Source organism: Flavobacterium defluvii, from assembly GCF_900129555.1.
Lineage (GTDB): Bacteria > Bacteroidota > Bacteroidia > Flavobacteriales > Flavobacteriaceae > Flavobacterium > Flavobacterium defluvii.
The window spans coordinates 241020-253905 of record NZ_FQWC01000001.1 but is presented as its reverse complement, the minus strand read 5'-3'; the positions used below and the strand labels follow the sequence as shown (position 1 = coordinate 253905).

Genomic DNA, 12886 nt, shown 5'->3' with positions numbered 1-12886 from the left:
AATGTAAAAAAAAACTGCTTAAATTTTAAAATTTAAGCAGTTTTAATTAAAAGAATTCGTTTATTAGAATCCTAAATCTTTTTTAACATCAGCAGTAATGTTTGGACCGTCTGCTAATAATAGAGTAGAACCGTCTAAAACGTATTGGAAACCTTTAGCTTTTCCAACTTTTTGGATAGAAGCTCTTACTTTTTCCATTAAAGGTTTTACGATATCAGTTTCTTTTTGTTGAAGTTCTTTTTGAGCGTTGTCTCTGTAGTCAACGATTCTTTTTTGCATATCCTGCACTTCTTTAGAACGATCTCCGTTTACAGCCTCAGTTACAGTTGCAGCTTCTGCTTCATACTTTTTGATTTTAGTTTGATATTCATCAACCATTTTTTTGTATTCAGCATCATATGTACCACTTAATTTTTGCAGTTGATTTTGAGCATCTAACATAGCAGGCATTTTCGACATAATCTCGCTAACATCAACATGGGCAACCTTCGCCTGTGCGTTCATTGTGTTACTTGCTCCTAAAATAAGCATTGCAGCAATTAGTAAAGTTTTGATTTGTTTCATCATTTTTAAAATATTAATTAATTATTGGTCGTATTTGTTTTTTGTGTTTCGGCCTCTTTTGCTTTTTTAGCCGCTTCTCGTTCTTCGAGTATCTTTTTTCTTCTTTCTTCTAATTCTTTTTTACGCTGTTCGTAAAGCTTTTGTCTTTCAGCAGCCTTATCTACAACTGGTTCTGTTGTTTCAGTTGTCGTTGCGGCAGGTTTTGCTGTTTCACCAGTTTTAGCTGCTTCAGTTGACTTAGACGTTTCAGCTGTTTTTGAAGCATCTGCTGGTTTTGCAGTTTCAGAAACCGTGCCATTTTTTTTCGCTTCTCTTTCTGCCTGAAGAGCTTTACGTCTGTCATCGTATTCTTTTTTCTTAGCTTCTTGTTCCAGTCTTCTGTCTTCAATAAGCTTTTCTCTGGCAGCTCTCTTTTCGTCTAATGCTTTTTGACGATCAGCCATTGCAGGATTTTCATCAATTGCATTTTCCTTGCTTTCTTTTGCTTCCTGATCTTTCAATTGTTTTTTATTCAATTGTTCTCTTTTATCAGTTCGGTTTAAAATACGTATAACCTGATCGCTGATATCAAATCTTTTATTGCTGAAAAGCATTGTCAAATCGGATGATTTATCAAAAATAAAATCATAATTTTTAGCTTCTGCAATATCCTGGACGGCTGTAAAAACCTGATCCTGAATTGGCTTTGCCAATGCTGATTTCTGTCTGATTAAATTTCCGTCAGCACCAAATTGCTTTTGTTGATAATCCAGCATTTCATTTTCAAGAAACTTAATTTCTGTTTCTCTTTCATCAATTAATTCTTTAGTCAATAAAGCTTTTTCGGCTTTAAGATTTTCCTTAAGAGTATTGATGTTTAGTTTTTTGGCTTCTATTTCTTGTTTCCACTTTTGAGCTTTTATCTCTAGTTGAGCTTTTGCTTCTTTATAATCAGCAACGTTCTCTAAAATATATTCCATGTCGATGTAACCAATCCTTGTCGTCTTACCTTGTGCCTGACTTGTATTTGCTACAATCAAGGCTAAAAATATAAATAAAACTTGTTTCTTCATAACATTACGTTTATTTCAAAATTTTTAACCAAATGTACTAAACTTTGTAATAAAATTAGCACTAAAATTGTTGTCCAATAATAAAATGTGTTTCCCAGCCATTTGCTTTGTTTGTCGTAGACCCCGGAAGAGCGTCGAAACCATATCCAAAATCAATACCCAACAATCCAAAAGCAGGCATAAATACACGTAAACCAGCACCTGCAGAACGGTTCAAATCAAACGGATTGTAATCTCTAAACGTTGGATATGATGAACCTGCTTCTAAGAATGTTAATGCATAAATAGATGCTGATGATTTCAACGTAATAGGATAACGTAATTCCATTGAGAATTTGTTATAAATTGTTGCTCCAATCTGCTGCCCGTATCTTGGACTGTTTCTGTCTTCAATAATAGGAGTAAGCGAGTTATTAGGATATCCTCTTAACTGTATTGTTTCTCTACCATCCATAGAGTAGTTTGCCATACCGTCTCCTCCTAAATAGAAACGCTCAAACGGAACAACTCCTCTTGCCTGGTCATAAGCTCCTAGGAAACCAAATTCGGTTAATGTTCTTAAAACTAATTTACCATATATTTTAGTATACCAGTCAGCCTTAAATTTTACTTTATAGTATTCTAACCAGTTGTATTTCTTTTGATCGACTTTTCCAACATCAGTGTCAGCACTTTTAAAATCTGATCCAACACTCACAGTTCCCTGCTGGCCGTTTACAGTTTCGGTTTTAGTATAATCACCGGTATTTACTGGCAAACCATCTACACCAGTATACATTGCACCTGTATTCTGTGTTTTGTATTCTTTTTGATTAGCTAAATCTCCATAATTAATATTATTGAATAAAGAATACGGTGGTGTTACTTTTGCTGAAATACTAAACTCCGAACCGTAAGTTGGGAATATCGGGTTAACCCCTTTATTACTTCTTGAGATTCCTATTGTATAGGCAAGGTTTCTAGATGCTCCATTACCAAAAGTAAACAATCCTGTATAATAATTATTCAAGTCATAATGCTGATAACTAACAGATTGTGAAAGTACAAAATAATCATCTGGTACTGTAAGACGCTTAGCTAAACCAACTTGTACTGTAAAAATATTAAAACTTTGATTTCTGTCTACATCTCTTGTTGCATAGTTATAGTTAAACTGTTTACTATACGAAATAGATGAACTGAATTGTACTGGTTTTTTACCTCCAAACCATGGTTCAGAGAATGATAAACTGTATGTTTGGAAATAAGTACTTCCTTGTAAACGAAGTGCTACTTTTTGACCATCTCCCATTGGTAATGGTTTATAGGCATCTTTATCAAATAATTTTCTTGCCGAGAAATTGTTGAAAGATAAACCTAAAGTTCCGATGAAACCGCCGCCGCCGTAACCTCCCTGAAGCTCAACCTGGCTAGAACCTTTTTCTACTAATTGATATTCAATATCAACAGTTCCGGCAGCCGGGTCAACGTTTCTGAATTCCGGTTTAATAGCCTCAGGATCAAAAAATCCTAATTGACCAATTTCACGAATAGTTCTTACTAATTCTTCTTTACTATATTTATTTCCTGGTTTTGTTCTTAACTCACGGTAAATTACGTGGTCATTTGTTTTATCATTTCCAGTAACGTAAATTTTGTTGAAATATGCAATTGGACCTTCAGTAATTCTAATCTCAAAATCAATTGTATCGTTAACAGTTTTTACCTCTACAGCATTAATTTTAGAGAATAAATAACCGTTGTTTTGATATAAGTTTGTAATGTCTTCTCCGTCTGGTTTTGTGTTATCGGCGATTCTTTTTTCTAATAAAACACCATTATAAGTTTCTCCTTTTTTGATACCTAAATAACGGTTTAACTGCTGATCTGAGTAAACAGTATTTCCTAAGAACTTAATGTTTCCGAAGTAGTATTTATTTCCTTCTTCAACATTAATTTTTATATCAAGCATGTTTTTCTGTTTGTTGTATGTAACAGAATCGTAAATAATACGCGCATCACGATATCCTTTTTCTTTGTAAGCAGCGATAACTTTCTCTAAATCAGTTTTGTATTTTTCGGGAATAAATTTAGAGGCTTTAAATACACGAAGCAGATTTTTCTGTTTTGTATCTTTCATAGCGGCTCTCAGCTTAGTATCTGTAAGTTGTTTATTTCCAATAAAATCAATACTGCTGATTTTTACTTTGTCGCCTTTGTCAACTCTCACAAGCATATTTACCATGTTTCCTGCTGTACTGTCAGGAGTAGTAGTTATGACAACTTTTGTATTATAAAAACCATCTTTTTTATACTTGTTTTCGATATAATTTTTAGTCGTTGTAATTAAGTTTTCGTTTACAATTTTATTTTTGGTTAAATTGTTGTCCTTAATTAATCCTTCGACTTTACTTTTCTTAACGCCCGTGATTTTAACTTCGTTTAACTTTGGAAGTTCCACGATATTTAAGTCTAAATAAATACTGTCGTTTTGAACTTTATTTATATAAAATGCGATCTCATCAAAAAGACCTAACTTTCCTAATTTCTTGATAGCACCAGTGATTTCTTCACCCGGTACAGTAATTTCCTGTCCTGTTTGAAGACCTGAAAAGGTTACAACAGTTTGTTCATTGAAGCTTATTTTACCAACAACAGAGACTTTAGCCAGAATATATTTTTTTCCTTGATCGAAAGGAACTCTATCTTGAGCTTTAATTTGTGAAAAACTACCCAGCATTAAAAGGGTACAGACTATTTGTGGTATTCTTTTTTGTAACACTAAAAATTTATTTAATTTGTTCACTGGTTTTTCCAAATCTACGTTCTCTTTTTTGATAACTAATAATAGCCTCATATAAATCTTGATCTTTAAAGTCTGGCCATAAGACATTAGTAAAATATAATTCTGCGTAAGCGATCTGCCAAAGCAAAAAATTACTTATTCTATGTTCTCCACTTGTTCGTATTAATAAATCTACGTCTGGTAAATTTTGCGTGTAAAGATGCTCATTTATAATTAAATCGTCAATAGTGTCTATTGAAATTATATTATTTTTAACTTTATCACTAATTGTTCGAACTGCATTTACTAATTCCTCTCTGGAACCATAGCTCAAAGCAAGGGTTAAGGTAAGTCTGGTATTATTTTTAGTTTTCTCAATAACGTCTAAAAGCTCTTTTTGTGCAGTTTTTGGTAATTTGTCAAGATTACCAATTGCATTAAGTCTGATATTGTTTTCCTGAAGTGTAACTAGCTCTTTTTTTAAGGAATTGATTAATATTTTCATTAATGCCTCAACCTCCAGTTTAGGACGATTCCAGTTTTCTGTAGAAAAAGCATACAGGGTTAAGTACTCAATACCAAGTTTGGCACAAGTTGTAATAGTTTTTTTTACAGATTTGGTGCCATTTTCATGTCCAAAAGCTCTCATGAAGCCTTGTTGTTTAGCCCATCGTCCGTTTCCGTCCATAATAATGGCCAGATGTTTTGGTAAGTTTGATTGATCTATAGAGTCTAGTAAATTCATTATTTATTATTCTGCGCAGTAGCAAGGTTTTTGTCCAAAGGTATAAGTTAAAGTAATACCCGAAAAGACATACCAGTCATTATTATTTAAATTTCCAAATTTTTTGATGGATGTGTTGCTGGTATCAGGATTACTGCCGTCTATGTTGTCAGTAAAAGTATATCGTGCTCCAACTTCTGCACCTATCACAAAATGAGGCGTTACATTTGATTTTATCCCCAAAGTCATTGGTATTGCAAAAGAATTTGAATTAATCTTCTGCGTTACATTTGGGCTGGTTTCATAACGATATAAACCGTCATAAAGGAAAAAGCTTAATCCTGAATATATATAAGGAGTAACTTTTGTATGGTAATCATGAAGATTGAAATCAAAAAAATTAAATTCTAAGCCGGCAGAAAATTCTTTAACATCATTATCAAAACGATATCCTCTGTTACTGCGGCCTGTTTCGTCAGAATCTAAATCGTTTCCTGTAATTGTAGATTGTGTGTAAGAGAAACGATAAGAATGTCTTGGACTTTTGTTCCATTTGTACAAAACACCCAAAGCCAGTTTATTAGGGTTTACATAAGTTGTGTTTCCAACATCACCTACAAAGTTACTTCCGCCAATAAAAACACCAAGCTCATTTATTTGAGCATTTAGCGTAATAAAAGGGAAAAAACATAACAATAAATTAAAAATTTTCTTCATTTAATTCAGAATTGCGTGCAAATATAATAATTATCGATTCGAATCAAAGTTCCTTTACATAAATGTGCTTTTTTTTCAATTTACATTATGATTTTGAGCCATTTAATTATGATTCGCTATATGCAGAACGAGAAAATGTGGTATTATCGTATAGTGATGATCAAGAAAAGAGTTTAATTTCTCTTGTCTTCTCCCCAAAGGAGTTTGTTCCTTAATGTTTTGAGAAAAGTTTCACCCGGAATTTCTACCATTTTTATTTTATAATCTGTTTTTTTAATTTTAAGAATGGATTCGTTCTTTACAGAAGAAATTCTGGAATCTAATGAAACCAAATATTGATCTTCTCTTCCTGTAACTCTTAAAGTAATTTCAGTATCATCAGGAATAACAAGTGGTCTGGCGGTTAAATTATGCGGAGCAATTGGCGTAATTACTAAACTTTTTACATCTGGCGTTAAAATGGGTCCGCCGCAGCTTAATGAATATCCTGTAGAACCAGTTGGAGTTGAGATTATTAGTCCGTCTGCCCAATAAGAATTTAAATATTCATTATTCAAATACGTTTCGACAGTTATCATCGAAGTTGTATCTTTTCTGCTTACCGTAACTTCGTTCATTGCAAAATTAAGTTCTTCAAAAGCTTCATTGTAAGGTTCACAGTTTAAGCCTAATAAAGTCCTTTCAGAAGTGGTATAATTTTGATCAATAACATATTGTAATAAAATATCAATATTCTCTTTTTGAACTTTTGCAAGAAATCCTAATCTTCCTGCATTTATTCCTAATAATGGAACACCCGAATTACGAACAAAAGCAGCGGCTCTTAAAATTGTTCCGTCACCTCCAATACTTATCAGCATTTCAAAACTATTATCTAAAGCGGAGTTTGAAGGAAAGGTTTTGTAATCCTTTTTTACAAGCTGCTTTTCATATAGCATGTCTAGGAAATTTTCTTCGATTACCATTTCCACATTGTTGGAATTGAAAAACGCGAAAATGTCTTTTATAATTGGTTCTGTACTGTTTTGATAATATTGTCCGTAAATGGCTATTTTCATTCTTTCTAATTAGATAATGAGAAAATGCGTCAATTTGATAATTTCATTTTAGTGAAGTAATTTTCTCATTGACTAATTTCAAATTTAAATATTAAGGTATTTGTCTAAATAATCAGAGCGTTCTTTTAAGCTGTTAATATAAGTGTCTTCCTGATGTTCTGAAATAATTTCATAACCATATCTTCTATAAGTCTGAATAATTTCATTCATGGCACCTAAACCTATTTTTATAGTAATCTGAACATTCTCAACATCGGCATCAGAAATAAAACAGCCTAAAATTTTGCCATTATTGCTTTCTACAATCTGTGTTACTTCGCTCATAGAATAATCCAAAAGTCCTTTTTGAACAATTATAATTCCTCCCTGCTCTTTTAAAAATGGAGTTTCCTGAAAGAATTTCATAATATCTTCCATTTCATAATAACCTATGTAGTTATTATTCTCGTCAAGAATAGGAAGTACATTAGTGTGATTTTTTGCAAAAACTTCCAAAACGTCCAGCCAAATCATAGATTTTCTGGCAAAAAAACGTTCTAAAGTATACTTGTAGTCAATTGCTTTTTTATCTGTGTCAAAAGTTTCAACATCATCGGAAGAAATACTTCCAATAAAAATCCCATCTTCTAAAATCGGGAAATGAGAAAAATTTACATCAATAAAAAAGTCCTGAATCGATGCTATCGTTTCCTGACTGTCAATCGCTCTGAAATCATTTGTGATATAGTTTGTAATTTCTGTCATAAATCAATCGAAGATATTTGATGCAAAATAATCAAAAAATACCAAAAACCGCTGCGTTTTACTTTGTATTTTTGTCGTAACAAATATAGTGTTACTTGAATTAATTATCTATTTATATGACAAAGTTAAGTGTTAATATCAATAAAATCGCAACGCTTCGAAATGCACGTGGCGGAAATGTTCCTGATTTATTAAAAGTTGCAGCCGATATTCAGCGTTTTGGCGGGCAGGGAATTACGATTCACCCGCGTCCGGATGAGCGCCACATTCGCTATCAAGATGCACGAGATTTAAAAGCAGTTGTTACTACAGAATATAATATTGAAGGAAATCCGCAGCATAATTTTATCGATTTGGTTTTAGAATGCAAACCAGATCAGGTAACATTGGTTCCGGATGCTATTGGTGCTATAACATCGTCTGCGGGCTGGGATACCATACATAATCAGTCATATTTAACCGAAGTTATTCAGGAATTTCAAAGAAACGGAATCAGAACTTCGATTTTTGTTGATCCGGTTTTAGAAATGATTGAAGGGGCAAAAAAAACAGGAACAGACAGAATCGAATTATATACTGAAGCTTTTGCACATCAATATGAGTTAGGAAATAAAAATGGTATTGATCCTTATGTAAAAGCGGCAGAACTGGCAAACGAATTAGGTTTGGGAATAAATGCAGGACATGATTTAAGTTTAGATAATATTCAGTTTTTTAAACAAAATATTCCAGGTTTATTGGAAGTTTCTATTGGACATGCATTAATTTCTGAAGCACTTTATCTTGGTTTGGATAATGTTGTAAATATGTATTTGAATAAATTGAAGTAATTCTTCATTATAAAAAAATTAAATTATGCTTTACTCAAAAATAGAAGGCGAAGGAAAACCATTTATCATTATGCATGGATTTCTGGGTATGTCTGATAACTGGAAAACTTTGGCAGGACAATATGTCGAAACCGGATTTCAGGTTCACATTTTAGATTTACGAAACCATGGCCGTAGTTTTCATTCAGACGAATGGAGTTACGAAGCAATGGTTCAGGACGTGTTTGAATATTGTCAGGCAAATAATTTAACCAGAATTGATATTCTCGGACATTCGATGGGAGGAAAAGTAGCGATGCTTTTTGCAACAACACATTCAGATCTTGTTGATAAGTTAATCGTGGCAGATATTGGTCCGAAATTCTACAAACAGCATCACCAAGATATTTTGGCAGGTTTAAATGCTGTTGATTTTTCTGTAAAACCAAGTCGAAATGATGTTGAAGCAATCGTTTCGCAATATGTTTCTGATTTTGGAACTCGACAGTTTTTATTGAAAAATTTATATTGGAAAGAACCAGGACAATTGGCTTTTCGTTTTAATCTTGAAGTTTTTAATAATAATCTCGATGCAATTGGAAAACCTTTGGCAGATAATTTAGTTTTTGCAAAACCTACATTATTTATAAGAGGGGGAGAATCGGGTTATATTTTAGATTCTGATTTAGATGAAATCCGCAGACATTTTCCGAATTTTAAACTAGAAACAATACCAAATGCCGGACATTGGCTTCATGCCGAAAATCCAAAAATGTTTTTTGAACTTACAACGGCTTTTTTGAAAGAATAATCTTGGTTTTTCTTATTTTTGCTTTTTAATTTTTAATGATGAGTAATTGCAGTATTTCAATAGTAGCAAAGAGATCAAACTATTCAAATAATAATTTGAAAGCAAAAGAAATTTTGGAATGGCTTATAGCTTTAGACATTGTAAAACCAGACCTTTCAGATTGTGTTTTATCTTCGAATACTGGTTATGCTGTTTCTAATGGAGCAAAAAATATCACTGATGAACCTGAGAAATTACCTTTTTTTCTTAATGTTAATGGGCTTGAAGTTGTAACTGATAAAACAGTTTTTGATACTGGAGAACATGGGATGGAAAGTTGTGTTTGCCCTAACTGTAATAAAGACATTTCTCAAGAAGAATGGTTGTTTATTGACGAATGGTGTAATCAAGATAATGATAATTCAATTTGCCCTTTATGTAATATTTCATTTAATATTCATGATTTAAAAATTGAGCCAAAATGGGGATTTAGTGATTTAGGTTTTACATTTTGGAATTGGCCAAAAATTAAAATAGAATTTCTTCAGGAATTTGCAAGAAAATTAAATTGTGATGTAAATGTTGTTTATCAGCATCTTTAAGTTTAGAAGAAATTAAAAAGCGATTTAAAAACGTGGGGTTTTTAGAAAAATTAGTACTTTTAAATAAATTTAAATCCTGAATAACTATGAAATTATTACTTAGACTCCTTGTTACCGCTGCCTTAGTTTTGTTGCTGTCTAATATTTTGACCGGAGTACATGTCGCGAGTTTCGGTACAGCTGTAATTGTTGCAGTAGTTTTAGGATTATTAAACGTTTTTATAAAACCAATTTTAGTGGTCTTAACGCTGCCGGTAACGGTAATTACGCTGGGCTTGTTTTTATTAGTCATTAATGCTGTAATTATTTTGTTGTGTACCAATATAGTTGGAGGTTTTGCAGTAGATTCGTTTTGGACAGCATTGATTTTTAGTGTAATTCTGTCTATTCTGCAGTCTATCACGTATAAAATACTGGGAGACGATAAATAAAAGTAAATTATGCAGATTAAAACTGCTTCAAATACAATAAATTAAAAACTTGGTTGGGTTGCAAAAATTTTATAATTTTGCAACCCAATTTTATTACATAAATTAAAGAAGAAGATGGATATTAAAAGAGTAGCAATAGACGCTGTAAACGAGACAATTGTAATGAACGTTGTTCATATGGATTATAAAGGTCAAGTGGCAAAAAGAATCAACGAAAAAATGCCTTTGGCGCAAGTAAAAGGATTTAGAAAAGGACAAGTTCCTAAAGATCTTGTTGAAAAACAATACGGAAAAGCTATTAAGCAGGAAGAGATCAAAAAAGTAGTTGATTTGGCTTTAGAGCGTTATATTCAGTCTGAAAGATTAAATCTTCTTGGAACTCCGCTTCCAAAAATCAATGAAGATTTTAACTGGGATGCAGAAGAATTAACTTTTGAATATGAAATTGGTTTAGTGCCAAACTTCGAAATTGATCTTGAAGCTAAAAACAATATTGTTAAATATATTGTTACTGCAGATGATAAATTAATCGACGGACAAGTTGAGCGTATCCAAAAACAATTTGGAAAAGCAATTCCTCAAGAAGTATCTGATGCAAACTCTGATTTAACCGGAACTTTTTCAAGCGAAGCAAACGGAATCAACAATACAACTACAATCTCAGTTGGTGCTTTTAGCAAAAAAGCTCAAAAGCAATTCACAGGTAAAAAAGTTGGAGATGTTATTACAGTAAGTACAAAAGGTTTATTTGATGACGATCACCAATTAATGGATTACTTAAAAGTAGGTCATGAAGGTGTTCACGGTTTAGATGTTGAAGTTAACTTCACTATTGAAGCAATCAATGGTTCTGAGCCAGCTGAATTAAACCAGGAATTATTCGACAAACTTTTTGGTGAAGGAAAAGTTGCTTCTTTAGAAGATTTAAAAGCAAAAATTAAAGAAGATGCTGAAGCTCAATTTGCTCAGCAGGCTGACCAAAAATTATTATTAGATGTTCAGGATTTCTTAATCGAAAACACAAAATTTGATTTACCGGCTGAATTCCTTAAAAAATGGTTACAAACTGTTGGAGAGAAAAAACTAACTGCAGAAGAAGCAGAAGTTGAATACGCAAGATCTGAAAAAGGTTTACGTTTTCAATTAATAGAAGGAAAAGCATTAGCTCAAAGCAATATCCAAATTACATTTGAGGATTTGAAAGAGTTTACATCAAATGCAATCAGACAGCAAATGGCTCAATTTGGACAATTAAACCCAACTGACGAAGAAGTAGAAGGAATCGTGGCTAGAGTTTTATCTAACCAGGATGAAGTAAAAAGACTTTCTGAGCAGGTTGTAGCGGCGAAAATGTTAGATATCTTCAAAGAAAAAGCTAACCCAACAACTAAAGAGGTTACTTACGAAGAATTTATTGCAGCATCTTACGGAGAATAAATTTTAGTCTGAAAGTCTAAAGTAATAAAGTCTAAAGTTAAGAAGAGGGCTTCATTAACTCGATTTTAAAAATTAAGATTTTATTACAGAAACTGAAAGATAAAAATAATTATATTTGAACGTCAATGGGAGTTTTTCTTCTGTTGACGTTCTTTTTTGTTTTAGGTTTCAGGTTGGTAAAATGTTTCTTAGTTAAAAAACTTAGAATCTTAGTGCCTTAGAATCTTAGCATTTTAAAAAAGAAGACATAATGACACCCTTTGTAAAAAGGTATGACCTTTGCAGAGAATAAAAAAAGTATACACCATATAAACGTAAAACTTAGAACAAATACATATGAACTACGGTAAAGAATTCAAAAAATATGCTACAAAGCATCACGGAGTAAATAACATGTATTATGACAAAATCATCAGCGCTATGACGCCAATGAATTTGACTCCAAATATTATTGAAGAACGTCAATTGAATGTTTCAATCCTAGACGTTTTCTCTAGATTAATGATGGACAGAATCATTTTTTTAGGAACAGGTATCGATGACCAAATTGCAAATGTTGTACAAGCTCAGTTATTATTCTTAGAAAGTGCCGATGCATCAAAAGATATCCAGATTTATTTAAACTCTCCGGGAGGAAGCGTTTACGCAGGGTTAGGAATTTACGATACAATGCAGTTCATTAAACCAGATGTTGCTACAATTTGTACAGGAATGGCAGCTTCTATGGGAGCAGTATTGTTATGCGCAGGGGCAGCAGGAAAACGTTCGGCTCTGCCGCATTCACGAGTTATGATTCACCAGCCGTCAGGAGGAGCACAAGGTGTTGCTACCGATATGGAAATTAACTTACGTGAAATGTTGAAACTGAAAGACGAATTATACCAAATCATTTCTCACCATTCAGGACAGCCGTTCGAAAGAGTTCACAAAGACAGTGAGCGTGATTACTGGATGATTGCTGATGAAGCAAAAGAATACGGAATGATCGATGAAGTTTTAAGAAGAGGATAATTTTTATTAAGGTTTAAAATGTTTCAAGTTTCAGGTTTCAAGTTATCTAAACATCTTGGAATCTGAAACTTGAAACTTGAAATAAAAAATAAATATTAAGCTGTAAAGACGTTAAGTTTTCAAGTTTTAGATTAAAAAAGCTTAGAAACTTAGTATCTTTGCAGCTTAGTAACTTAAATAAAG

At 32.6% G+C, this 12886-nt stretch carries 13 protein-coding genes; 6 read left to right on the top strand and 7 right to left on the bottom strand.

Going from position 1 to position 12886, the window contains the following annotated elements; genetic code table 11:
* Nucleotides 1–63: 63 nt before the first annotated feature.
* The 7 genes from BUC29_RS01170 to BUC29_RS01140 form a co-directional block, all read right to left on the bottom strand.
* The gene (locus BUC29_RS01170) at nt 64–567 is read right to left on the bottom strand and encodes an OmpH/Skp family outer membrane protein (protein ID WP_208610039.1); all 504 of its coding nucleotides are present in this window, start codon (nt 565–567) and stop codon (nt 64–66) included.
* Nucleotides 568–581: 14 nt separating this feature from the next.
* A complete protein-coding gene (locus tag BUC29_RS01165) occupies nt 582–1616 on the bottom strand; it encodes an OmpH/Skp family outer membrane protein (protein ID WP_073412578.1) in 1035 nt (344 codons plus the stop codon).
* A gap of 61 nt (nt 1617–1677) precedes the next feature.
* A complete protein-coding gene (locus tag BUC29_RS01160) occupies nt 1678–4452 on the bottom strand; it encodes a BamA/OMP85 family outer membrane protein (protein WP_073412577.1) in 2775 nt (924 codons plus the stop codon).
* Nucleotides 4385–5125 carry an isoprenyl transferase gene (locus BUC29_RS01155; protein ID WP_073412575.1) on the bottom strand — a complete coding sequence of 247 codons (741 nt, stop codon included), beginning with the start codon at nt 5123–5125 and terminating at the stop codon, nt 4385–4387. The genes BUC29_RS01160 and BUC29_RS01155 overlap by 68 nt, the downstream gene beginning before the upstream one ends.
* Nucleotides 5126–5131: 6 nt before the next feature.
* The gene (gene porG, locus BUC29_RS01150; RefSeq protein WP_073412573.1) at nt 5132–5821 is read right to left on the bottom strand and encodes a type IX secretion system protein PorG; all 690 of its coding nucleotides are present in this window, start codon (nt 5819–5821) and stop codon (nt 5132–5134) included.
* 173 nt (nt 5822–5994) lie between these two features.
* Nucleotides 5995–6879: an NAD kinase gene (locus tag BUC29_RS01145; RefSeq protein ID WP_073412571.1), complete on the bottom strand. Its 885-nt coding sequence runs from the start codon at nt 6877–6879 to the stop codon at nt 5995–5997.
* Between the two features lie 84 nt (nt 6880–6963).
* Nucleotides 6964–7623 carry a CBS domain-containing protein gene (locus tag BUC29_RS01140; protein WP_073412569.1) on the bottom strand — a complete coding sequence of 220 codons (660 nt, stop codon included), beginning with the start codon at nt 7621–7623 and terminating at the stop codon, nt 6964–6966.
* 116 nt (nt 7624–7739) lie between these two features.
* On the opposite strand from BUC29_RS01140, the gene BUC29_RS01135 reads away from it, so the two are divergent.
* The 6 genes from BUC29_RS01135 (at nt 7740) to clpP (ending at nt 12703) form a co-directional block, all read left to right on the top strand.
* A complete protein-coding gene (locus tag BUC29_RS01135; RefSeq protein WP_073412567.1) occupies nt 7740–8453 on the top strand; it encodes a pyridoxine 5'-phosphate synthase in 714 nt (237 codons plus the stop codon).
* A 25-nt stretch (nt 8454–8478) separates the two neighbouring features.
* Nucleotides 8479–9243, top strand: coding sequence for an alpha/beta fold hydrolase (locus tag BUC29_RS01130; RefSeq protein ID WP_073412565.1), 765 nt, complete (start codon nt 8479–8481; stop codon nt 9241–9243).
* Between the two features lie 95 nt (nt 9244–9338).
* The gene (locus BUC29_RS01125; RefSeq protein WP_139260377.1) at nt 9339–9824 is read left to right on the top strand and encodes a hypothetical protein; all 486 of its coding nucleotides are present in this window, start codon (nt 9339–9341) and stop codon (nt 9822–9824) included.
* Between the two features lie 86 nt (nt 9825–9910).
* Nucleotides 9911–10255: a phage holin family protein gene (locus tag BUC29_RS01120; RefSeq protein ID WP_073412561.1), complete on the top strand. Its 345-nt coding sequence runs from the start codon at nt 9911–9913 to the stop codon at nt 10253–10255.
* A 114-nt stretch (nt 10256–10369) separates the two neighbouring features.
* Nucleotides 10370–11692, top strand: a complete 1323-nt coding sequence (locus BUC29_RS01115) for a trigger factor (RefSeq protein ID WP_073412560.1) — start codon at nt 10370–10372, stop codon at nt 11690–11692.
* A 336-nt stretch (nt 11693–12028) separates the two neighbouring features.
* Nucleotides 12029–12703, top strand: coding sequence for an ATP-dependent Clp endopeptidase proteolytic subunit ClpP (clpP, locus tag BUC29_RS01110; protein ID WP_073412558.1), 675 nt, complete (start codon nt 12029–12031; stop codon nt 12701–12703).
* Nucleotides 12704–12886 lie beyond the last annotated feature (183 nt).

Coding starts and splice junctions, on each gene's coding strand:
- BUC29_RS01170 (WP_208610039.1), bottom strand. CDS start 567: ATGATGAAACAAATCAAAACTTTACTAATTGCTGCAATGCTTATTTTA.
- BUC29_RS01165 (WP_073412578.1), bottom strand. CDS start 1,616: ATGAAGAAACAAGTTTTATTTATATTTTTAGCCTTGATTGTAGCAAAT.
- BUC29_RS01160 (WP_073412577.1), bottom strand. CDS start 4,452: ATGAGGCTATTATTAGTTATCAAAAAAGAGAACGTAGATTTGGAAAAA.
- BUC29_RS01155 (WP_073412575.1), bottom strand. CDS start 5,125: ATGAATTTACTAGACTCTATAGATCAATCAAACTTACCAAAACATCTG.
- porG (WP_073412573.1), bottom strand. CDS start 5,821: ATGAAGAAAATTTTTAATTTATTGTTATGTTTTTTCCCTTTTATTACG.
- BUC29_RS01145 (WP_073412571.1), bottom strand. CDS start 6,879: ATGAAAATAGCCATTTACGGACAATATTATCAAAACAGTACAGAACCA.
- BUC29_RS01140 (WP_073412569.1), bottom strand. CDS start 7,623: ATGACAGAAATTACAAACTATATCACAAATGATTTCAGAGCGATTGAC.
- BUC29_RS01135 (WP_073412567.1), top strand. CDS start 7,740: ATGACAAAGTTAAGTGTTAATATCAATAAAATCGCAACGCTTCGAAAT.
- BUC29_RS01130 (WP_073412565.1), top strand. CDS start 8,479: ATGCTTTACTCAAAAATAGAAGGCGAAGGAAAACCATTTATCATTATG.
- BUC29_RS01120 (WP_073412561.1), top strand. CDS start 9,911: ATGAAATTATTACTTAGACTCCTTGTTACCGCTGCCTTAGTTTTGTTG.
- BUC29_RS01115 (WP_073412560.1), top strand. CDS start 10,370: ATGGATATTAAAAGAGTAGCAATAGACGCTGTAAACGAGACAATTGTA.
- clpP (WP_073412558.1), top strand. CDS start 12,029: ATGAACTACGGTAAAGAATTCAAAAAATATGCTACAAAGCATCACGGA.